Raw genomic sequence first — 22,834 nt, 5'->3', positions numbered from 1 at the left:
GCGATGGGAGGTCAGCCGGATATTGTCATTATCGGATCAGGAATCGGCGGCGCGACAATCGCCGCCGGGCTGGCTGGGTCGGGCGCTGAAATTGTCATTCTGGAAGCAGGCGAGCGGCTGGCCGACCGACCGGAAAATCGCGATCCGCGCGCCATTTTCCAGCGCGGCTTCTTCCGCCCGAAAGAGAGCTGGTACGAGGCGGACGGCACGCCGTTCAATCCGGGCAATTATTATAATGTGGGCGGCAATTCAAAATTCTATGGGGCGGTGCTGCTGCGCTATCGCCGCGAGGATTTTGAGGAAATGGCGCATCTTGAAGGCGTGTCCCCGGCATGGCCTTTTCCCTATGAGGAGCTGGAGCCGTGGTATGGCCGCGCCGAGCAATTGTTCAAGGTGCGCGGTGCGTTGGGCGAGGATCCGAGCGAGCCGCATCATTCGCAGCCCTATCCGTTTGCACCCGTGCCGGATGAACCGGCCATTGCCGATCTGCGCGCAAGGCTGAAAAGGAACGGCATTAACGCCGCTTCCCTGCCGCTTGGCGTCGATATTGAACGCTGGCTGGCAAAGGGCAAGACGCCTTGGGATGCCCATCCCAACTGCGATGACGGCAAGATGGATGCCGAAACCTGCCCGCTGGCAGTAGCGCTCGAATTTCCCAATGTGAAGCTGGAAACATCCGCAAGGGTGACGCGGCTGGAGGCGGAGGGCGCGCGGATCGCTGCCGTGCATTACGTGAGGAATGGCGAAGCGCGGCAACTGCGCCCCAGGCTGGTCATTGTTTCAGCGGGCGCGGTGCAATCGGCGGCGCTGCTGCTGCGTTCGGGGCTGGCCAACAGTTCCGATCAGGTGGGACGCAATTTTATGAACCACAATGCCAGCGCGGTGATTGGCCTTGATCCGCGCTTTCGCAATGACAGCGTTTACCAGAAGACATTCGGCTTCAATGATTTCTATCTTGGCGATGGGGCAGGCGGGCCGCCGCTGGGCAATGTGCAATTGCTGGGCCGCGTTTCGGGCGCGGTTTTAAAGGCGAATATGCCGCGCGTGCCCGAATGGCTGCTCAACCGCATTGCGCGGCGCACAGTGGATTTTTATGCGATGAGCGAGGATCTGCCTTCGCCCGACAGCCGCGTGAGCGTGGATGGCGAGCGCATTGTTCTGCGCTGGGTGCGCAGCAATTGGAAAGCGCATCTGATGCTGGTGGAAAAGCTCAAATCCGTGCTCAGGCAGGCAGGCTTTCCCATCGTGCTTTCGCAGGCTTTCGACCGGCGCACACCCTCGCATCAATGCGGCACGGTGCGGATCGGCAATGATCCGCTGACAGCGCCGCTTGATCCTTATTGCCGCGCTTTCGATCATCCCAATCTATTTGTGGTGGATGCGTCTTTCCTGCCCACATCGGCGGCGGTCAATCCGGCGCTCACCATTGCGGCCCAGGCTTTGCGCGTGGCCGATCATATTAAAAAGGAGGCGCTTGCATGACGCGTCAACGACCCGTGGCGCTGGTGACTGGCGCAAGGCGCGGCATTGGTTTTGCCATTGCGCGCTCGCTCGCGGACAAGGGCTTCGATCTCGCCATTACCGACCGCGAACATGATGAGACGGCCAGAAGCGCCGTAAAGGAATTGCAGGAAACCGGACGAAAAGTGGTTTTTCTCGAAAGCGATCTGGCCAATGTCGCCCGGCATGAAGCAGTTGTGGACACAGTGCTTGCGGAGTTCGGCGGCATTGATTGCCTTGTCAACAATGCCGGGATGGGTTCGGTCGAGCGCGGCGATTTTCTGGGCCTGAAGCCCGAAAATTTTGACACGATCATGAATGTGAACCTGCGCGGCACGGTGTTTTTCACGCAGGCTGTGGTGAAGGCGATGCTTTCGGCGGCGGCGGTGCCGTTTTCGCGCAGTATTACGACGATCAGCTCGGTTTCATCCGTGATGACATCGCCCGAGCGGCTTGATTACTGCATCAGCAAGGCGGGGCTTTCGGCTTTCGTGCAGGGGTTGGCCCTGCGGCTGGCGGAAGCGCGCATCGGGGTTTTCGAGGTGCGGCCCGGCATTATTCGCACCGATATGACCGCAAAGGTCGCCGCACGTTATGACACGCTGATCGAAGATGGGCTGGTGCCGATGAAGCGCTGGGGCGAGGCGGGCGATGTGGGCGCTATCGTTGCCGGTCTTGCGGGCGGCGATTTCATCTTCGCCACCGGTTCGGCCATCAGTGCCGATGGCGGCCTGTCAATCGCAAAGCTTTAGGAAGAAATGCCATGGCTTATGATTATATCATTGTCGGCGGCGGGCCTGCCGGATGCGTTCTCGCCAATCGCCTGAGCGAGGATGCAGCGGTGAAAGTGCTGCTGCTGGAAGCGGGCGGAAGCGACTGGAACCCGCTGTTCCACATGCCAGCCGGTTTTGCCAGGATGACCAGAGGCGTAGGAAGCTGGGGCTGGGAAACCGTGCCGCAGAAGCACATGAAAAACCGCGTGCTTCGCTATACGCAGGCGAAAGTGATTGGCGGGGGCTCCACCATCAATGCGCAGATTTACACGCGCGGCAATGCAGCCGATTATGATCTGTGGGCCACCGAAGACGGCTGCACCGGCTGGGATTATCGCAGCGTTCTGCCTTATTTCAAACGCGCCGAGGATAATCAGCGCTTCAACGACGATTATCATTCCTATGGCGGGCCGCTGGGTGTCTCCATGCCATCTGCGCCGCTGCCCATTTGCGATGCCTATATTCGAGCGGGGCAGGAACTGGGCATTCCCTACAACCCCGATTTCAACGGGCGTGAGCAGGCAGGCGTCGGCTTTTATCAGCTTACGCAGCGCAATCGCCGCCGCTCTTCCGCTTCACTGGCCTATCTTGCGCCGATCCGCGAGCGCAAAAACCTGACCATTCGCATGAACGCCGCCGTGCGCAACATTATGCTGGAAAAGAGCCGTGCCACCGGCGTTGCACTGATGAGCGGCGAGGTGTTGCGCGCCTCGCGCGAGGTGATCGTCGCATCGGGCGCCATCGGGTCGCCGAAGCTGCTTTTGCAATCGGGTATCGGCCCTGCCGATCATCTCAAGCAGGTCGGTGTCGATGTGAAGCATGATCTGGCGGGTGTGGGCGAAAACTTGCAGGATCATCTCGATCTGTTCGTGATCTGCGAATGCACCGGCGATCACACCTATGACGGCGTGGCGAAGCTGCACCGCACGCTTGCCGCAGGCCTTCAATATATTGTGCTGCGTTCGGGGCCGGTGGCATCGAGCCTGTTTGAAACCGGCGGCTTCTGGTATGCGGACCCGGATGCGCGCTCGCCTGATACCCAGTTTCACCTAGGGCTTGGCTCGGGCATCGAGGCGGGGGTTGAAAAACTCAAAAACGCCGGTGTGACGCTCAATTCCGCCTATCTGCATCCGCGTTCGCGGGGCAGCGTGCGGCTTTCATCCAGCGATCCGGCGGCCGCACCCTTGATCGACCCGAATTACTGGAGCGACCCGCATGATGTGAAAATGTCGCTGGAGGGACTGAAGATCGCACGCGAGATCATGAGCCAGAACGCGCTCAAGCCCTTCGTGATGGCCGAACGCCTGCCGGGGCCAAAAGTCATGAGCGATGATGAATTGTTCGATTATGCCTGCGCCAACGCCAAGACCGATCACCATCCGGTCGGCACCTGCAAGATGGGCACGGACGCCATGGCCGTCGTCGACCCCGAATTAAAGGTTCATGGGCTGGAGGGGCTGCGCGTGTGCGACAGTTCGATCATGCCGCGTGTGCCGTCCTGCAACACCAATGCGCCGACCATCATGATGGGTGAAAAAGGCGCGGATATCATTCGGGGGCATGATCCGCTGCCGCCTGCGATATTCAGTTGGGAGCGGAATCACCGGCGGCGTACAGCCTGATGTAGCGGGTAAGCGGATACTGATATTATGATCGGGTATTTGCATCTTCATATCGCAAATACCCCGCAATGCGTGATCCTTGATGCTGCGGATCATCGGCAGGGTGTGTCATTCCGTCATTCACTGGCACAACCTTAAAATCAAAGGGTGATATGCCTTCGAGGCAGGCGACATTCACGCCGAACTGGCGCGGGTTGGAACGGCGCTGGTGATGCGTGTAAATCCCGCATTTCGAGCAGAAGAAGTGTTTCGCCACGCCTGTGTTGAAAGTGTAGAGCGTCAGCGCCTCTTCGCCCTCAAGAATTTTCAATCCATCGAGATCCGCTGAAACGGCTACTGCTCCACGCATCCGACAATAAGAGCAGGTACAGCGGCGCGCGCTGTGAAGCCCGTCGGTCAGTTTTACATGAAAGCGCACGGTTCCGCAGTGGCAGGCGCCATTGGCTTCCTCAATGTCGGGGTTCATTTTCCACTCCTCTTCTTTGTCTGGATGATATTTTCTTTTCTACAGGTTTACCATTGTGGAAATCCGGCTAAATTCGTCCCTGTCACCGGGAGGAACACTATGGCGAAACTGGCAGTCATTACAGGCGGAAGCATCGGTATCGGGCGCACCCTCGTTTCGGCATTTGTCGAGGCAGGCTATGCGGTTGCGTTCACCTATGTCGGTGACGATGCGCCAGCCAAGGCGCTTGCGACAGAGGTCGAGGGAGCAGGCGGGAAAGTTTTTGGGCTGGCGTGTGATGCCGGCAAACTTTCCGACGTAAAGAATTTTTATGAGGAGGCATGTCGCTGGTTCGACGATGCGCCCGATGTGCTGGTCAACAATGTCGGTATCCAGACCTGGGCCTCGCTGCTGGAGCTTTCCGAGGATGGTTGGGATGATGTGATCCGTACCAACCTGAAGGGGTGTTTTCTCAACACGCAGGAAGCTGCGCGCCGCATGGTGGAGGCTGGAAAACGCGGGGCGATCGTCAATATAGGCTCCGGCTGCAACAAGCTCGCTTTCCCGAGGCTTGTCTCCTACACGGCTTCCAAAGGCGGCATCGAACAATTCACGAAAGTCTCTGCTGTCGAGCTTGGGCCCCATGGCATTCGCGTGAATTGCATCGCGCCGGGCGCCATTCTTAACGAGCGCACGGCGATGGAGGCGGAAGACTATGCCGAAATTTGGTCGAAAATCACGCCGCTGGGGCGCGTTGGCACTGCGGAAGACCTTTCGGGGCCGACATTATTCCTTGTTTCGGATGCCGCACGCTTCGTGACCGGCCAGACAATCTGGGTGGACGGCGGCGTGTTCTCACAAGCCAATTGGCCTTGAGGAGTAATAAACCGGGTGGTGATCCCGACAGGAATCGAACCTGTGACCTACAGATTAGGAATCTGTCGCTCTATCCTACTGAGCTACGGGACCGCCGACGGCGCAATGCTTTCGCAAAGGGGAAACTGATTCCGACCCTTGCGGATGCCTCCCGACACATACTGTCTTTCATTGCCCACGCCAACCCCGCAAAATGCGGGGTTGGCGGATTTCTTGCTGATTTCAGGCCGCAAGCGCAGTCTCGATGATCGAGGCAAAATAACTCACTCCATAGGGAATGGCTTCGTCGTTGAAGTCGTATGCCGGGTGATGGAGGCCCGGCGTATCGCCATTGCCGATGAAAATATAGGCACCGGGGCGCGTTTCGAGCATATAGGAGAAATCCTCCGCCGCCATCATAGGCGCGACATCGGTTTTTACCTTGCTTTCACCCGCCACGCCCATGGCGATGCGCGCGGCAAACTCGGTCTGGGCGTCGTGATTGAAGGTGACAGGATAATTGTTCTGGTAGCGCACGGCGATTTCAGCGCCTGTCACCGTTGCGATACCGGTCGCCACTTCGCGGATGCGGCGTTCGGCGAAAGCGCGGACGTCCTTGCTCAGCGTGCGCACCGTTCCCGAAAGTTTCGCAGTCTGCGGGATGACGTTATAGGCCTCGCCCGCAATGAATTTCGTGACCGAGATCACCAGCGAATCGAGGGGATCGGTGTTACGCGCAACGATGCCCTGAATGGCCGAAAGCAATTGCGCGCCAGCCAGAATCGGGTCGATGGTGCGGTGCGGCTGCGCGGCATGGCCGCCGCGTCCGGTGATGAAGAGGTCGAACTCATCGGTCGCGGCCATGATCGGCCCCTTGCACATGGCAAAATGGCCGATGGGCAGGCCGGGAAGATTATGCACGCCATAGATTTCGGATATGCCGAAACGATCCATCAGCCCGTCCCGGACCATGGCGAGAGCGCCCGCGCCGCCCTCTTCGGCCGGCTGGAAGACGAGCGCGACGGAGCCACGGAAATTACGTGTTTCGCTGAGATATTGCGCGGCGCCAAGCAACATGGCCGTATGCCCGTCATGGCCGCAGGAATGCGCCTTGCCGAGGTTCTTCGAGGCCCATTGCGCGCCGCTGGTTTCCGTGATGGGCAGCGCGTCCATATCGGCGCGCAGGCCGATAACCGGGCCTCCGCCGCGTCTGCCCTTGATGAGCCCTACCACGCCGGAGCGCCCGATACCGGTTTCGACCCGATCACAGCCGAAGGCGTCGAGTTTTTCGGCGACAAACCGGGCGGTTTCGGGCAGGTCGTAAAGCAGTTCCGGGTTCTGGTGAAGATGACGGCGCCATGCGGCGATTTCCGCTTGCGTTTCTACGGCACGGTTAAGCACTGGCATTGAGGGACTCCCGAATACTGGGCATGAATATGTGGGTGCAGGATATGATGTTTCAGTGAAAGCGAGCAATCCCTGTTTGCCTTTTCCTTGCCACATGGCATAGATAGAACAGCGCAGAACCTCCATTATGATTGAAAAATCGCAAACCGTCATGGACGCCCAGAAAGCGGGCAAAGGAGGGAAACCTGTTGCGCGCATGAATTGCGGCCATTGTTGATTGGAACTACGGAAATGATAGCGAAGTCATTGAAAATCTGGTTCGCAGCGGCGGCGATCTCAGGCGTGGCCCTCTCTGCGGCTTCGGCGAATCCTGCGATTGCCGTCGATGTGGCCACCGGCAAGGTCTATGCGCAAAAGGATGCCTTCCAGCGCTGGTATCCGGCTTCGCTTACCAAGATGATGAGCGCCTATGTTACTTTCCGCGCCCTTCAGGCGGGGCAGATGACGCTTGAATCTCCCGTGCGCATGACCGTCAACGCTTCCAAGGAACCACCGAGCAAGATGGGCTATCGCCCCGGCTCCGTGATGACGCTCGATACCGCACTCACGATCATGCTGGTCAAATCGGCCAATGACGTATCCGTGGCGCTGGCCGAGGCCGTTGGCGGCACTGAATCGGCATTTGTGCAGCGCATGAATGCCGAAGCGCAGCGGCTTGGCATGATCGGCACGCATTTCGCCAATCCCAACGGGCTGCACGATCCCAATAATTATTCGACCGCGCGCGATCTCGCCATTCTGGGGGTGCAGCTGCGCCGCGAATTTCCGCAATATGCGCATTATTTCGCAACCGAAGCGATCGATACGGGCAATGGCAAGAAGCCGCAGGCCAATTATAATATCCTGCTTGGCCGTTATGACGGCGCAGATGGCATGAAAACCGGTTTCGTCTGCGCCTCGGGCTTCAACCTGGCTGGTTCGGCAACGCGTCAGGGCCGTACGATGCTTGCAATCGTGCTTGGCGCGGATCGTCAGGAAACGCGCACCGTACAGGCCGCGCAATTGATGAGCGATGCTTTCCGCAGCAATGGCGCAGGCGTGCCGACGCTCGCCAGTATGACGCCGCCAGCAGGCAGCGCTGTCGATCAGGCCGTGGATATGCGCAAGACGATTTGCAGCCAGGAAGCGATGGCCAGCCGCTGGGACGGGCGCGATGTGGAAGGCCGTCTCAAGATCGATTCGCCCTATATCCGCCAAATGGATCGCGAGCCGGTTGCGGTGCAGGTCGGACTGGTATCGGAACCGCCGCGAAATGTCAGCAAGGTTGGACAACTTGATATTTCGCAGATCCCTGTGCCCAAGCCGCGTCCGCAACGCGCCGCGGGTGTCAATACAGCCACGATTAATTAAGTCGAGAACATGCCGCATCCTATTCCTGTTTCCGTCCTGACCGGCTTTCTCGGCTCGGGCAAGACCACGCTGCTCAACCGGCTTCTCAAGGACCCGGCCCTGACGGACACGGCTGTCATCATCAACGAGTTCGGCGAGGTCAGTATTGATCATCTGCTGGTTGAGCAGGCCAGCGAAGGAGTGATCGAGCTTGCCGATGGGTGCTTGTGCTGCACGGTGCGTGGTGAACTTGTGGATACGCTGGCCGATCTGATCGACCGGCTGGAGACTGGGCGCATCAAGGCGCTCAAGCGCGTCATCATCGAAACCACCGGGCTGGCCGATCCCGCACCGGTTCTGCATTCGATCATGGGCCATCCGGTGCTGATGCAGGCATTTCGTCTCGATGGCGTTCTGACGACGGTCGATGCCGTCAACGGCATGGCGACGCTCGACAATCACGAAGAAGCGGTCAAACAGGCGGCAATGGCCGATCGTATCGTCATCACGAAGGCCGATCTTGACGACGCGAAACCGGGGCTTGCGGCGCTCAAAGCGCGGCTGCGGCTGCTCAATCCGGGCGCGGATATTCTCGAAGCATCCGATATGCGCACCGGCTATGCGGGGCTGTTTGAATGCGGGCTGTATAATCCTCAAACCAAATCGGCGGATGTGCAGCGCTGGCTGCGGGCGGAAGCCTATGAGGAGGATCATCACCATGATCATGTATGTGGCCCCGATTGCGATCATGATCATGCGCACCATCATCATGACGATGCGATCCGCTCGTTCTCGCTAAGGCATGGCGATCCCATTCCTTTTTCGACCTTCGAGATGTTTCTCGATCTGCTGCGCTCCACCCATGGCGAAAAGCTTTTGCGCGTGAAAGGCATTGTGCAGATCGCGGAAGATCCAGATCGTCCGTTAGTCATTCATGGCGTGCAGAAGATTTTTCATCCCCCTGCGCGACTGCCGCAATGGCCGCAAGGACAGGGATCGGGTGCGCGTGAAACGCTGCTGGTTATGATCGTGAAGGATCTGCCTGAAAGCTATGTGCGCGAGCTTTTCGACGCATTTTTGGGCAAGGCGGGCATCGACCGGCCAGACCGCGCGGCGATGATGGATAATCCGCTGGCCATTCCTGGCTATTCGCCGCGGAGCTGAACCGGAATGCTTCTTCTGAAGCCGGTTTATTTCTTCTGAATAAGAAAGCGGTGCAGGTTGTCTTCGCATTCCTGCGCCAGCAGCATATGGCCTTCCTGCGTGCAGAAATGCGGCAGATCGATACCGGAGAGCGGATCGGTCGCTTCGACCCATAAACGCGCGCCGCTCGGCATGGATTTTAGGCGGTGGCGGGTTTTCAAAACCGGAAGAGGGCATTTAAGCCCCCTTAGGTCATAGACGGGAATGCTGTCTTCTTGCAGCATTAGTCCCGACCGAATTTCCACCATGACTTTTTCTTCTCAGGCGCCGGTGCAACAACCGTATCGGCAACAGTGCTGGCGGTCGTCATGGGTGAGACCGGGGCTGCCGGATTCTCCTGCGGAACCGGCACGGTTGCTGTTGCGCTTTCGATCGGAGCAGGCTGAGCCGGCGCAATATCGGGCGCATTGGGCGTTTCAGCCGAAGACGACTTTAATGAAGGCGGCTCGCGGCTTACCCTTTCGCCACGGGCGCGCGCAGCACTCCAAGCGGAAACCAGCTTTGCTTCCGCCAGCCCCTGAATGGAAGGGGCGGGAGCCTTCTGAGCGGCGCTGAAAGCGGTAAGATAGGATTTCCCGTAAGTCGCATAGGACATGGCTTCGGCGCTGACCGATGGCGGACAGGCTTCCGCCGGTGACAAGGGTTGACCATCCGGCGACGCGACGTTGAACACATAGCGCTTTTCGCAGACATCGACCTTCGGCGGGACCTTCGTTACCTCGAAGGAATCATAGCCTTGCTTGAGCATTTTCCAGAAGCCGTAATTGGGATCATTGCGATAGCGCGCCATATTGGCCGCTGTCATGCGGAACGGAAATGCCTGAATCTGGAACTCACGCTGGCCGCCGCGGAAGGCGTCGCGACCGAAAGCATAGATTTCGCTCACGCTGTCATCGGTCATCGAATAGCAACCTGACGACGAGCAGGCGCCATGCACCATCAGATGCTGGCCGGTGCGGCCATTCACCCGGTCATAATCGTTGGGAAAGCCGATATTGAAAGCGAGGTAATATTGCGATTTGGGGTTCATCTGCGCGGGGCGCACCGTGTAGAAGCCCTCCGGTGCCTGTCGATCGCCTTCTACGAATTTCGGCCCGAGCTTGCCCGACCATTTGCAGATCTCGTAAGATGCGATCTGGTCGTACTTGCCGTTATTCTTCTGCTTCCAGACCTCCAGAACGCCTTCTTCCTTGAAGATACGGACCATGATCGGCGAGTTGCGGGACATGCCCTTCGCCTTCATTTTCGCCACGACTTTTGTCGGCAGCGGCTTTTCAGCCCGCAGGGCCAGATCGGAAACGGACGAACCCTGACAGCCCGCAAGAAGCGCGGATGCCATGACGGTTGCAAGAATAGCGGTTCTGATCTTCATATCGCATCGAGCCTGTGAGAGCAGCGCCCGGAGGCGCTGTTAAGCAAATCTGACTTTCCGGTGCCCCGATCCTGACAACAAAACCTTTCGGTATCGTTGACAAATCCTTATTTGATTACCTAAAAATCAGAATGTCCGCAATATGGCGGAATTGACGGCCTGATGCAAATCCGGCGCAGACAGGCTGCGCCAGATCAAAAATCCGAGATTAATAGTGAATCAAAGGTTACGACCGATTTGCAGGAATTTCTGTCGGCGTTCCTGCTTGAGGGTCTCGCCGTCGATATCCTTCATCGAGCGCAGCGAAGCGGTGATGATGTCGCCGGTCGCGTCGATTGCTGCTTCCTTGCCGCGATGAGCGCCGCCCATCGGCTCGGAAATGATGCCGTCGATGATCTTGAGATCAAACAGATCCTGCGCGGTTATGCGCATATTGGAGGCGGCGTCCCTGGCGCGGGTGGAATCATGCCAGAGGATCGAAGCGGCACCTTCGGGCGAAATCACCGAATAGATGGAATGTTCAAGCATATAGACGCGGTTTGCGACCGCGATGGCGATTGCGCCGCCGGAACCGCCTTCGCCGATGATGATCGAGATCACCGGCACGCGGAGCTTGAGGCACTGGGCGGTCGAACGCGCGATGGCCTCCGCCTGTCCGCGCTCTTCGGCGCTCACGCCCGGATAGGCTCCCGCCGTATCGACGAAAGTGATGAGGGGAAGCTGGAAACGGTCAGCCATTTCCATGATGCGGACGGCCTTGCGATAGCCTTCGGGGCGCGCCGAGCCGAAATTGTGCTTGAGGCGGGTTTTGGTGTCGGAACCTTTTTCCTGTCCCAGAATGGCGACCGGCTGGCCGTTGAAACGGGCGAAGCCGCCCTGAATGGCCTCGTCATTGGCGAATTGGCGGTCGCCTGCGAGCGGTGTGAATTCGGTAAACAGCCGTTCGATATATTCGAGGCAGTGCGGACGGTCCGGATGGCGGGCGATCTGCGCCTTCTGCCATGGCGTCAGCTTGCGATAAATATCCTTCAACGCATCGGCGGAGCGCTTCTCGAGACGGCTGATCTCGTCGCTCATCTCGACGCTGCCCTGTTCCTGCGCAAGCTTTTTGAGCTCCAGAATCTGGCCTTCGAGGTCGGCGACGGGTTTTTCAAAATCGAGATAGTTGTACATCGGGCCTGACTATTATGCGTTCCAGGATATTGGCCAGAAACTGACCGGAAGAGACTGACTTACGGGCCTTACATATTTACTTCGTGCGCATCTTGCAAATTTTTCCGGCTTTCTCATACAAGCAGCCAGATTAATCGGCAAGCGGGTGATGTTCACTTACCAGCTTATGCAGCCTTTCTTCCAGTACATGGGTGTAAATCTGCGTGGTCGAAATATCGGCATGGCCGAGCAATTGCTGCACGGTGCGCAGATCCGCGCCGTTTTGCAGCAGATGGCTGGCGAAGGCGTGGCGCAGGACATGCGGCGAGACGGAAGCGCTCGACAGTCCGGCGCGCGCGGCAAGCGTTTTCAGTTCGCGCGCAAAAACCTGCCGCGCCAGATGGCCGCTTTCTGAAAAGGCCGGAAACAGCCATGGATTGTCGTCTGCTCCGGGCTGGCTGTCGCGCAGGGCCAGAAAAAGCTGCAAGGCGTCGCGCGCCTTTTGCGACAGCGGCACCATACGATCTTTCGAGCCCTTGCCGCGCACGATCAGAAAGCGGTGGTCGGTGCGTGCGACACTGACCGGCAGGCCGACAAGTTCGGACACGCGCAATCCCGTCGCATAGAGCGTCTCAAGCAGGGCATGAAGGCGCAGCGCCTTGATGCGCTCGTCAGGCTCGGATGCTTCGCTTGCCTCCAGTGCCGCGCGGTCGAGCAAGCGCGAAACATTTTCGACGCTTATGATTTTGGGCAGCGGTTTTTGCTTTTTGGGCGCGTCGATCGTGCCGGTCGGGTCGTCCTGCCGGAACCCTTCGGCATAAAGAAAGCGAAAAAACTGCTTGAGCGCGGAGAGGCGGCGCGCCTGCGATGTCGCGGCAAAGCCCTGCGCAGCCATGGCGTCGATGGCATGGCGGATGTCTTCGGTTCCGGCTTTGGCGAGGTTGACCCCGCGCGGCGCAAGGGCCTGCGCGCAGGCTTCCAGATCGCGGCGATAGGATTCAAGCGTGTTCTGAGCCGCGCCGCGTTCAGCACTCATCATTTCAAGAAAGTTTTCGATTGCCAGCGATGTGCGCATGTCAGTCTTCCTGCGCAGGTGCGGCAACGGGAGGTGGAGGCGGGGGCGCAATGACGGTCTGGCGGATTTTTGACGCGGGGATTTCCACGGTGATCTGATGGGGCGTGGGCTCAACAAAACTGGCGAGCGCCAGCATCGCGCCATAAGCAATGGCGGCAATAACAGCAAGCAATGCAAGGATGCGCGTCAGCGTGGGCATGGTGCTTTTATGCTGCGCTATTGAGACGAAAGCAAGGAGAGCCAGGGCCGGGGATTAAAAAGCCCTGCCGGGATTGACGCCGCGCGGTTTTTGATGTGGAAACGGAACAAACGGGCGAGAATGATGAACAGCACGCAAAAACAGACAAATCTCAATGACAGGGCGGAAACCGTCCGCCAACTGCTGGGCACGAAAGTGGTTGTTCTCGTTGGCTTGATGGGTGCGGGCAAATCGACGGTCGGGCGCAAGGTGGCCACGATGCTCGGCCTGCCTTTTCGCGATGCGGATAATGAAATCGAGGCCGTCTCGCGTATGAGCGTGCCGGAATTGTTTGCAACCTATGGCGAGGAAGAATTCCGTGATCTTGAACGCCGGGTGATCCTGCGCCTGCTTGATGACGGCCCGATGGTACTGGCGACCGGCGGCGGCGCTTATATGAATGCGGAAACCCGCGCGGCGATTGCGCAGGCCGGTGTTTCGATCTGGCTCAATGCGGAACTCGACGTGCTGATGGACCGCGTTTCGCGTCGCCAGAACCGCCCGTTGCTGAAAAACGACGATCCGCGCGGCGTCATGCAGCGGTTGATGAACGAACGCTATCCGATTTATGCGCTTGCCGATGCGCAGGTGATGACGCGCGACGACAAGAAGGAAGTGATTGCCGGGGAACTGATCGAGGTTCTGACAGCGCACTTAAAGAAAGAGCGGGTGTAAACCCGCGGGAGAATAATATGAATGCGCCTTCGACTGCCGCCGATCATGTCGCCGTTCCGGTTTCATTGGGCGAGCGTTCCTATGAGATTCTGATCGGCAAGGGGCTGGTCGACCGTGCAGGCGAAGAAATTGCCGGTCGCCTTGCGGGCATAAGGGTTGCCATTGTCACCGATGAAAATGTCGCTGCGGCGCATCTGGAGCGGTTGATGGCGAGCTTTGCGCGCGCCGGTATAGACGCTGCGCCGATCATCGTTGCGCCGGGTGAGAAGTCGAAATCGTTCTCGACGCTGGAAAGCGTGACCAATGCGGTTCTGGCAGCAAGGCTTGAGCGCGGCGATGCGGTTGTGGCTTTTGGCGGCGGCGTGGTCGGCGATCTTTCCGGCTTTGTGGCCGGTATCGTGCGGCGCGGCATGAATTTCGTGCAGATGCCGACTTCACTGCTGGCACAGGTGGATTCGTCCGTTGGCGGCAAGACCGGCATCAATACCGCGCATGGCAAGAATCTTGTCGGCGTTTTCTATCAGCCGCAACTGGTGCTGGCCGATACGGATGTTCTCGACACACTTTCGGCACGCGAATTTCGCGCAGGCTATGCGGAAGTTGCGAAATACGGCCTCATCGACCAGCCGGAATTTTTCGCATGGCTGGAGCAGAACTGGGGGGAAGTATTTTCTGGCGGTGCGGCGCGTACCGAAGCGATTGCGCAATCCTGCCGGGCGAAAGCAGCCGTCGTGGCGCGTGACGAGCGGGAAAGCGGCGACCGGGCGCTGCTCAATCTCGGCCATACATTCGGCCATGCGCTGGAAGGCGTGACCTCCTATGATTCAAGCCGTCTGGTGCATGGGGAAGGGGTTGCCATCGGCATGGCGCTGGCGCATCGTTTCTCGGTCAAGATGAATTTATGCGGCGTCGAGACTGCGGAACGCGTCGAGGCGCATCTCAAGGCGGTCGGCCTGCCCACAGCACTTGCCGATGTGCCGGGTGGATTACCGCCGGCGGAAACGCTGATGGATTATATCGCGCAGGACAAGAAAGTGGCGCGCGGCGCGCTCACTTTCATCCTCACGCATGGCATCGGCCAATCCTTCATCGCCAAAGATGTGCCGCCTGCCAGCGTACTGGAATTCCTCAAGGAGCGCCTTTCCGCACACTAATCGAAAGGACCGGAGAGAATGATTTACGAATTCTGGATCATGTGCGGCATCATCCTGCTTTGTGTCATTCTGTCGGCGTTTTTCTCTGGCGCGGAAACGGCGCTGACTGCGGCCTCGCGTGCGCGGATGCTCAGTTTTGAGCATAATGGCGATGAACGCGCGAGCATCGTGCAGCATCTGATCGGCAAGCGCGACCGGCTGATCGGCGTGCTTCTGATTGGCAATAACCTCGCTAATATTCTCGCCACGTCGGTTGCCACCAGCATATTTTTGTCCTTGTTCGGCGATGCGGGCGTGGCCTATTCCACGCTGGCGATGACGGTTTTGCTGGTCATTTTCGCGGAAGTGCTGCCGAAATCCTGGGCGATTTCAAGCCCGGACCGCTTCTCGCTTCAGGTCGCACGTCCGGTTTCTGTCGTCGTGGCGCTGCTGGGATGGGCTTCCAGCGCGGTAAACTGGATCGTGCGGATGATTCTGCGGCTGTTCGGGATCAATCTCGCTGCCGGGCGCTCCATGCTGAGCGCGCAAGAGGAATTGCGCGGCGCGGTCGAGGTGCTGCATCGCGACAAGTCGCTCATCAAGGAAGACCGCGACCAGTTCGGCGGCCTGCTCGATCTCAAGGAACTGGAGGTCAGCGATGTGATGGTGCACCGCACCGGCATGCGCACAATCGATGGCGATGCGCCCGCTGACCAGATCGTGCGCGAAATTCTGGGTAGTCCGCATACGCGAATGCCGGTCTGGCGCGAGGATATCGACAATATTGTCGGCATTATCCACACCAAGGATCTTCTGCGCGCGCTTTACGATGTCGATAATGATTTCTCGCGCATTGACGTGATGAAGGTCGCGCGCAAGCCGTGGTTCGTGCCCGATACCACCACGCTTCAGGACCAGCTCGACGCCTTCTTGCGGCGCAAGGCCCATATTGCGGTCGTCGTGGACGAATATGGCGATGTGCAGGGACTGGTGACGCTGGAAGATATTCTCGAAGAAATCGTCGGCGATATTACCGACGAGCACGATCTCGACATGCAGGGGCTGCGCTGGCAGCCGGATGGTTCGGTGATCGTCGATGGCTCGCTGCCCATCCGCGACGTCAACCGGGCGCTGGGCTGGCATCTGCCCGATGAGGAAGCCACCACCATTGCCGGTCTGGTGATCCATGAAACCCAGACCATACCGGAAATGAAACAGGCCTTCACCTTTCACAGCAAGCGCTTTTCCGTGCTGAAAAAGGAAAAGAATCGTCTCACGCGCCTGCGCATCGTGCCGCTGGATGCAGATGGCAAGCCGATTTCGGGCGGGATGGCGGTAAAGGCCGTTAATTGATCCAAAAGGGGTTAGCGCCGAGCCGGTTCGCCGGGAGCGGAAAGTTCGAGCGCGAGCGCATGAACGCCGCTGTCGAGTTCCTGCTTGACCACATCATTGACAGCGCGATGGCGCTGAATGCGACTCATGCCGGTGAAGGCATCGGCGACGATGCGAACGCGAAAATGGGTTTCGCCAGTTCCGTCATAGGTGCCGTGATGATCGCTGCCGGAGTGATGATGACCGGCATGAAGGTGGCTTTCATTTATGATTTCAAGGTGTTGTGGCGCAAAAGCTGCCTTGAGCTTTTCTTCCATGGCAGATTGTTTGTTATTAAGAATGGACATTCGGGCCAGTTCTCCCCATATAGACGCTGTGCTTCATATAGACGTCGCCTCGGCGGCAATCGGTGGGGCAAATCCGCACAGGAAATGCAGTTTGCAACAAAATTCCGCCCTGAAACAATGGTCACACCGGGACCAGAACCAGTCAGGACGAAATGTCAATTCTTGTTTAGTCACTCTTAATCCGCATAATCCGATTCGATGACAACGAGCTCCAAATACTTCGACAGCATTCGTATCCGCCCCAAGAAGGAAGCGGAGGCGAAATCCAACGCGCCTTCCTGTCAGTGGGAAGGCTGCACCAAGCCAGGCACGCATCGCGCACCGGTCGGACGCATGCGTGAGGGCGAATATTTCCGTTTCTGTATCGATCACGTCCGGGAATATAATAAGAGTTTCAACTATTTCTCCGGTTTGTCCGACGGCGATATCGCCAAATTCCAGAAGGAAGCGATCACCGGAAACCGTCCGACATGGTCAACCGCTGCCAATGCCGCGAGCGCAAGCGCGCGCACCTCGCCCGATGTGGCGCAGCGGCGCTCCGGGTCCGCCTCCTATCACAACCGGCTGCGCGATCCGTTCAACTTCGTTAATGAGGCCAAAAGCAAGGCATCGGCCAAAACCGCGCAGCGCAAGCCGCGCACGCTTGAGATCAAGGCGCTGGTCACGCTCGGCCTCGATGCAAATTCGACTGGCGATAAGATCAAGGCGCGCTATAAAGAACTGGTGAAGCTTCATCATCCCGATGCGAATGGTGGCGACCGCGGATCAGAAGAGCGTTTTCGCGATGTGATCCAGGCTTATCAATTGCTCAAGCAGGCAGGTTTTTGCTAAAGCCTGTTGCGTGAGCAAAGAGCACGAGGCCAGTGGTTTCGATGCTCGGAACGGACATTCTTCTGCCGCGCCATGTGCGGGATGCAAGTACGGATGCCCGCAACTTAATATGGATGGGGCATCGATCGGGCTTGTCGGCAGGCTCGCCGGTGAGTTGCTCCAGAGGGAATTTGAATGTCGCGGCCGGACAGTCCTGCCGCTCTGGAGGCATGATGAACAAGGTTGAGCGCGATATAGCCAATTTGCCGGATACGACGGTTTCGGTGCGCGAAAAATTCGGGATCGATTCCGACATGATGGTACCGGCCTATGCGGCGGGCGATTCCTATGTGCCGGAATTCGATCCGGACTATCTTTTCGATCGCCAGACGACGCTCGCGATCCTCGCAGGCTTCGCCTATAATCGCCGCGTTATGGTTTCGGGCTATCACGGCACCGGTAAATCGACCCATATCGAACAGGTCGCCGCCCGCCTCAACTGGCCCTGCGTGCGCGTCAATCTCGACAGCCATGTCAGCCGTATCGATCTGGTCGGCAAGGACGCCATCGTCGTCAAGGACGGCGTGCAGGTCACTGAATTCAAGGACGGCATCCTGCCCTGGGCCTATCAGCACAATGTCGCGCTGGTCTTCGACGAATATGATGCGGGCCGCCCGGATGTGATGTTCGTGATCCAGCGCGTGCTCGAATCATCGGGACGCCTGACGCTGCTCGACCAGAGCCGCGTCATCCGCCCGCACCCCGCTTTCCGCCTGTTTGCCACCGCCAATACGGTGGGTCTGGGTGATACGACCGGGCTTTATCACGGTACGCAGCAGATCAACCAGGCACAGATGGACCGCTGGTCGATCGTGACCACGCTCAACTATCTGCCGCACGACAATGAGGTGAATATCGTTCTCGCCAAGGCCAAGCATTACCAGAATGCGGAAGGGCGCGAGATCGTCAACAAGATGGTGCGCGTCGCCGACCTGACCCGCCAGGCATTCATCAATGGCGATCTTTCGACCGTGATGAGCCCGCGCACGGTTATTACCTGGTCGGAAAACGCCGCGATCTTCAACGATGTGGGTTTTGCGTTCAGCCTGACCTTCCTCAACAAATGTGACGAGCTGGAACGCTCTACCGTGGCGGAATTCTACCAGCGCGCTTTTGGTGAGGAGCTTCCCGAATCAGCCGCGAATATCGTTCTGGCCTGATGTGCGGGAAGATTGCCGCCGGAACGGTCCGGCGGCGGCTTTATGAGAAGTCAGGATAGGCATATGTCAGGCCAAATGTCAGGAATGGGCGATAATTCGCGCGAGCGCAAAACGGGGCCGGTCGATTCGGAGCCGTTCAAGCGTGCGTTGACGGCCTGCATGCGCGCCATTTCCAGCGATAATGAACTGGAAGTGGCCTTTAACAATGATCGTCCGGCGCTGACTGCCAATCGCGCCCGCCTTCCCGATCTGCCCAAGCGTCCGACCGCGCATGATATTGCCGTCACGCGCGGCCTCGGCGATTCGATGGCGCTGCGCAAGGCGCGGCACAATGCGCGTATTCACGCGGCCTTCGCGCCGGAAGGCAAGCAGGCGCGCGCTATTTTCGACGCGGTGGAACAGGCGCGCGTGGAAGCTATCGGCGCGCGGGCCATGGCGGGCGTTGCGGACAATCTGGCCGTAATGCTGGCGGATAAATATGGCCGCACCAATTTTTCCACCGTCACCGACAGGCAGGATGCGCCGCTCGAAGAGGCCGTGTCGCTGTTGCTGCGCGAAAAGCTGACGGGCCGCGCTGTGCCGGAAGAAGCGGGGCCGGTGCTCGATCTGTGGCGCGACTGGATTGAACAGAAGGCTGGTTCCGAGTTTGACCGGCTTGCCGAAAATCTCGAAGACCAGCAGGCTTTTGCGCGCAGCGTGCGCGACATGCTCGCCTCCATGGATATGGCTGAAGAGTTTTCGCCTGAAGAGCAGAGCGACGACGAGCAGCAGGACGAGGAACAGACGCCTGATCCGGACGAAAACGAAGAAGGCGGTGACGAGAGTCAGGACGGTTCGGATTCGGCGGAAAGCGACGAATCGGATGAATCAAGCGACGACGGCGAACAGGGCGAAATGGATGCCGCCGACGCCTCGTCGGACGATATGGACGACAGCGAGGATATCGATGCGAAGACGCCCGGCGATACGCGCCGCGCCAACCAGCCCTTCGCGAATTTTGCCGAACATGTCGATTACAAGGTTTTCACGCGCGAATTCGATGAGGAAGTCGAGGCCACCGATCTTTGCGATGAGGCCGAACTCGATCGCCTGCGCGGTTTCCTTGACAAGCAGCTCGCCAATCTGCAAGGCGTTGTGGGACGGCTTGCCAACCGCTTGCAGCGCCGCTTGATGGCGCAGCAGAACCGCTCATGGGATTTCGATCTGGAAGAGGGCTATCTTGATTCGGCGCGCCTGGTACGCATCGTGATCGATCCGACGCAGCCGCTTTCCTACAAGATGGAGCGGGACACGGATTTTCGCGATACAGTCGTGACACTGGTGATCGATAATTCCGGCTCCATGCGCGGACGCCCGATTACGGTTGCCGCCACCTGCGCCGATATTCTGGCGCGCACGCTGGAGCGCTGCGGCGTGAAGGTGGAAATTCTGGGCTTCACCACCAAGGCGTGGAAGGGCGGCCAGTCGCGCGAGGCGTGGCTTGGACGCAGCAAGCCCGCCAATCCGGGCCGTCTCAACGATCTGCGCCATATCATCTACAAGAGCGCGGATGCGCCATGGCGGCGCGCACGGCGCAATCTCGGCCTTATGATGCGCGAGGGGTTGCTGAAAGAGAATATCGACGGCGAGGCGCTGATCTGGGCGCATCAGCGTCTGCTGGCGCGTCCCGAACAGCGCAAGATATTGATGATGATTTCGGACGGCGCGCCAGTTGACGATTCCACGCTGTCGGTCAATCCGGGCAATTATCTCGAACGGCATCTGCGCGCCGTGATCGAAGAGATTGAAACGCGCTCGCCGGTTGAACTGATTGCCATCGGCATCGGCCATGATGTGACACGCTATTATCAGCGCGCCGTCACCATCGTCGATGCGGAAGAGCTTGCAGGCGCCATGACCGAGCAGCTTGCCTCATTGTTCGAGGAGCAGGGTGCGGAGGCGGCGGGCAAGGGGCGCCGCCGGGCGGCAAGGTAGAAGCGGTTCAGGCCGCTTTATCCGGCGCGTAGAGCGCCGGAGCGAAAATGGCGAGAATTGCGCCATAGGGAATAAGCATCAGCGTTCCCATCACGACTTTCACGAAGAAATCCCCGAAAGCAAGCGATGCCCAGAGAGGCATTCCGAGGCCAAGGAAGCTTGCTGGCTCGCTCAGTGACGAATCGGGCATGCCGGTCAGCGTATCGATCCAGGCGAAGCGTGCAGCAAAAGCAATCGAGAAGAACAGGATCGTGTCGAGCACCGAGCCGAACATGGCGGCAGCGAAGGGGGCTTTCCACCAGGTCTTGCGGCGCAGGCGGTCGAAGACGGTAATATCCATCAATTGCGCGATCAGGAAAGCGCTGCCCGATGCGATGGCGATGCGCGGCGTCGCCAGCCAGATCGACATGATGACGCCCAGCACAAAACCGGCATAGACGGTTCTGCGGGCGGCGACAGGTCCGAAGCGGCGATTGGTCAGGTCGTTGACCAGAAAAGCGACAGGATAGGTGAATGCGCCCCAGGTAAGGACTTCATGAAGTCCCAGATACTGGAACGGGTACTGGACCAGAATGTTTGAAGCGGCAACCGCCGCGCACATTGCCAGCATGGCCGGCAAGAGCCGGGAAATAGAAGCGTTCATAACAGGCATTTTTTTATCCTGGGTAATGGAACCAGCAAAAAAGGCCAGCAGGAGCCAGCCTGTTTTGTCAAATTTTCAAATCTATACCGCTTAAAGCGTGTCACGTTTATCGTACGACGCGCTTTAGCTTTCTTGTCTAATCATGTCTTTATCGGAAAACCGGTGCCCGATTTTCCCAGGCATGATTTAGGCAGCGGCGGCTTCAGCCTGCTTCTTCGCGATCTGGCGCTTGAGCAGACGAGCCCGCTGCGACAGTTCCTTGTCGTCGGACTTGGCGAGGAAAGCATCGAGACCACCGCGATGCTCAACCGAACGCAGGGCGTTGGCCGAAACGCGAAGACGATAGCTCTGGCCGAGGGCTTCGGACATAAGCGTTACATTGCAGAGGTTCGGCAGAAAGCGGCGACGCGTTCTATTGTTCGCGTGGCTGACATTGTTGCCGTATTGGACCGACTTGCCGGTCAATTCACAAGCGCGGGACATTTTGGTCTCACCTTCAACTTTTGCTTCCGGAGCATTTCAGCTTTCTGAAGAAAGCAAAAATGCTCCTTGTTTCGTTTCTCGCAATTCCCGATGCAGGCTGCATCGCAGCCTCGCCGGAATTGCTCAGGCCCCGACCCCAATGTCCGAACTCAAAGCAACAAAGCAGTTTGATGCTGCTGGCGCGCGATCTCGGACAGGCGGCCTATTGGGAAAGTCGCGTTTCTATAGTGACAGCAGCCGTTGCAGTCAAGACAGATTCGCTCGTCTGGCTGTAATGGCGCGGTTTTGCGGCGATTTGCGCAGCCACACTCAAGGAGGGATCATAACTTCGCCGGTTTTTCCTGCTCGACAAATCCCATGGCCGGAAACACAGGAACGAAAAAGTCAATGTCGGGTATAGCCAAACGGGGTGCAGTGCGAAAGGCTCGTCTGACGAAGCTCGCAGTTGATTATGCTTTGCGCGCCAGCAAGTCCATGCTGGCCGGGCTTATGATAACAGGCTTTTTTTCGACAGGGGCCGCTCAAGCGGACGATCTCTACCGCACTGAATATGAAATCTCGATTTTTGGCCTTTCCCTTGCCCGTTCTGCCATCGAAACCACCGTCAAAGGTGCTGCCTACAGCGTTAACGGACGTTTCATGACCTCGGGTATTGCGCGTATTTTCGACGATACGGACGGTACGGTTCATGTTGGCGGACGTTCGGTCGCCGGGAAGGTGATGCCGTCGAGATTTGATCTGGCATATAAGCATGGACGCAAGAGCAAGAGTACGAAAATCCGCTTTGCCAATGGCAATGTGATGTCGGCGGAAAATATGCCGCCGGTGAAAAAGCGCAATCCATGGGTAGAGACGACGCCCGGAGATCTGCTCGATGTCAGCGATCCGATAAGCGTGATGATGATTCCCGCCAAGAACCTTCGTTCGGTCTGCGACCGCACGCTGAACATCTTCGATGGCCAGACCCGTGCCGATATAAAGCTTTCCTTCAACGGCACACAGGCATTCACCACACGCGGGTTCACGGGCGAAACGGTCATATGTTCTGCGAAGTTCGTACCGATTGCTGGCTATCAGAAGGGCAAGAAAGCCATCAATTATCTGAGCAAGCGTAGCAAGATCACGATCTCGTTTGCAACATTGGGCAATTCCGGTATCTATGCGCCGGTGGTGGCGCATATAGGCACCCAGTTGGGGACGCTGAAAATCCAGGCCACGCGTTTTGAGAAGATGCGCTAAAAACAAG

24 protein-coding genes and 1 tRNA gene are annotated in these 22,834 nt (G+C 58.3%); 14 read left to right on the top strand and 11 right to left on the bottom strand.

Annotation, left to right across the window (positions count from 1 at the left end):
* The first annotated feature begins 3 nt into the window (after nucleotides 1–3).
* Genes KUG47_RS00690 through KUG47_RS00680 form a run of 3 tightly spaced genes read left to right on the top strand, consistent with a single transcriptional unit; the run spans nucleotide 4 to nucleotide 3,895 of the window.
* On the top strand, nucleotides 4–1,482 hold the full coding sequence (locus KUG47_RS00690) for a GMC oxidoreductase (protein ID WP_217676039.1): 1,479 nt from the start codon (nucleotides 4–6) through the stop codon (nucleotides 1,480–1,482).
* Nucleotides 1,479–2,252 carry a 3-ketoacyl-ACP reductase gene (locus KUG47_RS00685; RefSeq protein WP_217676037.1) on the top strand — a complete coding sequence of 258 codons (774 nt, stop codon included), beginning with the start codon at nucleotides 1,479–1,481 and terminating at the stop codon, nucleotides 2,250–2,252. The genes KUG47_RS00690 and KUG47_RS00685 overlap by 4 nt, the downstream gene beginning before the upstream one ends.
* Nucleotides 2,253–2,263: 11 nt before the next feature.
* A complete protein-coding gene (locus tag KUG47_RS00680) occupies nucleotides 2,264–3,895 on the top strand; it encodes a GMC family oxidoreductase (RefSeq protein WP_217676036.1) in 1,632 nt (543 codons plus the stop codon).
* Nucleotides 3,896–3,920: 25 nt separating this feature from the next.
* Here KUG47_RS00680 and KUG47_RS00675 read toward each other — a convergent pair whose 3' ends face one another.
* Complete coding sequence (locus KUG47_RS00675; RefSeq protein WP_217676035.1) at nucleotides 3,921–4,361, bottom strand: GFA family protein; 441 nt, start codon at nucleotides 4,359–4,361, stop codon at nucleotides 3,921–3,923.
* 99 nt (nucleotides 4,362–4,460) lie between these two features.
* On the opposite strand from KUG47_RS00675, the gene KUG47_RS00670 reads away from it, so the two are divergent.
* A complete protein-coding gene (locus KUG47_RS00670) occupies nucleotides 4,461–5,216 on the top strand; it encodes an SDR family NAD(P)-dependent oxidoreductase (protein WP_217676033.1) in 756 nt (251 codons plus the stop codon).
* Nucleotides 5,217–5,232: 16 nt separating this feature from the next.
* On the opposite strand, the gene KUG47_RS00665 is transcribed toward KUG47_RS00670, so the two are convergent.
* Nucleotides 5,233–5,309, bottom strand: a tRNA-Arg gene (locus KUG47_RS00665).
* A 129-nt stretch (nucleotides 5,310–5,438) separates the two neighbouring features.
* Nucleotides 5,439–6,602: a M20 aminoacylase family protein gene (locus KUG47_RS00660; RefSeq protein WP_217676031.1), complete on the bottom strand. Its 1,164-nt coding sequence runs from the start codon at nucleotides 6,600–6,602 to the stop codon at nucleotides 5,439–5,441.
* 231 nt (nucleotides 6,603–6,833) lie between these two features.
* Between KUG47_RS00660 and KUG47_RS00655 the strand changes: the two genes are divergently transcribed.
* Together KUG47_RS00655 and KUG47_RS00650 are read left to right on the top strand one after the other, a co-directional pair.
* Entirely contained in the window at nucleotides 6,834–7,952 is a 1,119-nt protein-coding gene (locus KUG47_RS00655; protein WP_217676030.1) for a D-alanyl-D-alanine carboxypeptidase family protein, read from the top strand.
* 9 nt (nucleotides 7,953–7,961) lie between these two features.
* Nucleotides 7,962–9,095, top strand: coding sequence for a CobW family GTP-binding protein (locus KUG47_RS00650; protein ID WP_217676027.1), 1,134 nt, complete (start codon nucleotides 7,962–7,964; stop codon nucleotides 9,093–9,095).
* Nucleotides 9,096–9,121: 26 nt separating this feature from the next.
* Here the strand turns inward: KUG47_RS00650 and KUG47_RS00645 are convergent, their stop codons facing one another.
* The 5 genes from KUG47_RS00645 to KUG47_RS00625 form a co-directional block, all read right to left on the bottom strand.
* Nucleotides 9,122–9,358, bottom strand: a complete 237-nt coding sequence (locus KUG47_RS00645) for a sulfurtransferase TusA family protein (RefSeq protein ID WP_217676926.1) — start codon at nucleotides 9,356–9,358, stop codon at nucleotides 9,122–9,124.
* The gene (locus KUG47_RS00640; protein ID WP_217676026.1) at nucleotides 9,358–10,506 is read right to left on the bottom strand and encodes a L,D-transpeptidase family protein; all 1,149 of its coding nucleotides are present in this window, start codon (nucleotides 10,504–10,506) and stop codon (nucleotides 9,358–9,360) included. Before KUG47_RS00640 ends, KUG47_RS00645 begins: the two co-directional genes overlap by 1 nt.
* 219 nt (nucleotides 10,507–10,725) lie before the next feature.
* Nucleotides 10,726–11,679 (bottom strand): acetyl-CoA carboxylase carboxyltransferase subunit alpha, encoded by a 954-nt coding sequence (locus KUG47_RS00635; protein ID WP_217676025.1) that lies wholly within the window; start codon nucleotides 11,677–11,679, stop codon nucleotides 10,726–10,728.
* 130 nt (nucleotides 11,680–11,809) lie between these two features.
* Complete coding sequence (xerD, locus tag KUG47_RS00630; RefSeq protein ID WP_217676024.1) at nucleotides 11,810–12,733, bottom strand: site-specific tyrosine recombinase XerD; 924 nt, start codon at nucleotides 12,731–12,733, stop codon at nucleotides 11,810–11,812.
* Nucleotide 12,734: 1 nt separating this feature from the next.
* Complete coding sequence (locus KUG47_RS00625) at nucleotides 12,735–12,932, bottom strand: recombinase (protein ID WP_217676023.1); 198 nt, start codon at nucleotides 12,930–12,932, stop codon at nucleotides 12,735–12,737.
* 123 nt (nucleotides 12,933–13,055) lie between these two features.
* Here KUG47_RS00625 and KUG47_RS00620 point away from each other — a divergent pair, with 123 nt between their 5' ends.
* Genes KUG47_RS00620 through KUG47_RS00610 form a run of 3 tightly spaced genes read left to right on the top strand, consistent with a single transcriptional unit; the run spans nucleotide 13,056 to nucleotide 16,132 of the window.
* Nucleotides 13,056–13,646, top strand: a complete 591-nt coding sequence (locus KUG47_RS00620; protein ID WP_217676925.1) for a shikimate kinase — start codon at nucleotides 13,056–13,058, stop codon at nucleotides 13,644–13,646.
* A gap of 17 nt (nucleotides 13,647–13,663) precedes the next feature.
* Entirely contained in the window at nucleotides 13,664–14,800 is a 1,137-nt protein-coding gene (gene aroB / locus KUG47_RS00615) for a 3-dehydroquinate synthase (RefSeq protein WP_217676021.1), read from the top strand.
* 18 nt (nucleotides 14,801–14,818) lie between these two features.
* Nucleotides 14,819–16,132: an HlyC/CorC family transporter gene (locus tag KUG47_RS00610; RefSeq protein WP_217676020.1), complete on the top strand. Its 1,314-nt coding sequence runs from the start codon at nucleotides 14,819–14,821 to the stop codon at nucleotides 16,130–16,132.
* A gap of 11 nt (nucleotides 16,133–16,143) precedes the next feature.
* On the opposite strand, the gene KUG47_RS00605 is transcribed toward KUG47_RS00610, so the two are convergent.
* Nucleotides 16,144–16,458, bottom strand: coding sequence for a BolA family protein (locus KUG47_RS00605; RefSeq protein ID WP_217676019.1), 315 nt, complete (start codon nucleotides 16,456–16,458; stop codon nucleotides 16,144–16,146).
* Nucleotides 16,459–16,656: 198 nt separating this feature from the next.
* Here KUG47_RS00605 and KUG47_RS00600 point away from each other — a divergent pair, with 198 nt between their 5' ends.
* The 3 genes from KUG47_RS00600 (at nucleotide 16,657) to cobT (ending at nucleotide 20,462) form a co-directional block, all read left to right on the top strand.
* A complete protein-coding gene (locus tag KUG47_RS00600; RefSeq protein WP_217676018.1) occupies nucleotides 16,657–17,289 on the top strand; it encodes a J domain-containing protein in 633 nt (210 codons plus the stop codon).
* Nucleotides 17,290–17,501: 212 nt separating this feature from the next.
* Nucleotides 17,502–18,488, top strand: coding sequence for a cobaltochelatase subunit CobS (cobS, locus tag KUG47_RS00595; RefSeq protein WP_217676924.1), 987 nt, complete (start codon nucleotides 17,502–17,504; stop codon nucleotides 18,486–18,488).
* Between the two features lie 63 nt (nucleotides 18,489–18,551).
* The gene (gene cobT, locus KUG47_RS00590) at nucleotides 18,552–20,462 is read left to right on the top strand and encodes a cobaltochelatase subunit CobT (RefSeq protein ID WP_217676017.1); all 1,911 of its coding nucleotides are present in this window, start codon (nucleotides 18,552–18,554) and stop codon (nucleotides 20,460–20,462) included.
* A gap of 7 nt (nucleotides 20,463–20,469) precedes the next feature.
* Here the strand turns inward: cobT and KUG47_RS00585 are convergent, their stop codons facing one another.
* Nucleotides 20,470–21,114, bottom strand: a complete 645-nt coding sequence (locus KUG47_RS00585) for a queuosine precursor transporter (protein ID WP_217676016.1) — start codon at nucleotides 21,112–21,114, stop codon at nucleotides 20,470–20,472.
* 177 nt (nucleotides 21,115–21,291) lie between these two features.
* On the bottom strand, nucleotides 21,292–21,588 hold the full coding sequence (gene rpmB, locus KUG47_RS00580) for a 50S ribosomal protein L28 (RefSeq protein WP_217676015.1): 297 nt from the start codon (nucleotides 21,586–21,588) through the stop codon (nucleotides 21,292–21,294).
* A 59-nt stretch (nucleotides 21,589–21,647) separates the two neighbouring features.
* Here rpmB and KUG47_RS00575 point away from each other — a divergent pair, with 59 nt between their 5' ends.
* Both KUG47_RS00575 and KUG47_RS00570 read left to right on the top strand, forming a co-directional pair.
* Nucleotides 21,648–21,863 (top strand): hypothetical protein, encoded by a 216-nt coding sequence (locus KUG47_RS00575; RefSeq protein ID WP_217676014.1) that lies wholly within the window; start codon nucleotides 21,648–21,650, stop codon nucleotides 21,861–21,863.
* Between the two features lie 112 nt (nucleotides 21,864–21,975).
* Nucleotides 21,976–22,827: a DUF3108 domain-containing protein gene (locus KUG47_RS00570; RefSeq protein WP_254799232.1), complete on the top strand. Its 852-nt coding sequence runs from the start codon at nucleotides 21,976–21,978 to the stop codon at nucleotides 22,825–22,827.
* Nucleotides 22,828–22,834: the final 7 nt, after the last annotated feature.

It is taken from the genome of Falsochrobactrum tianjinense (assembly GCF_019100495.1).
GTDB classification, from domain to species: Bacteria; Pseudomonadota; Alphaproteobacteria; order Rhizobiales; family Rhizobiaceae; genus Brucella; species Brucella tianjinense.
Note: the sequence above shows the minus strand (reverse complement) of the source record. Positions and strands in the feature narration are given on the sequence as shown.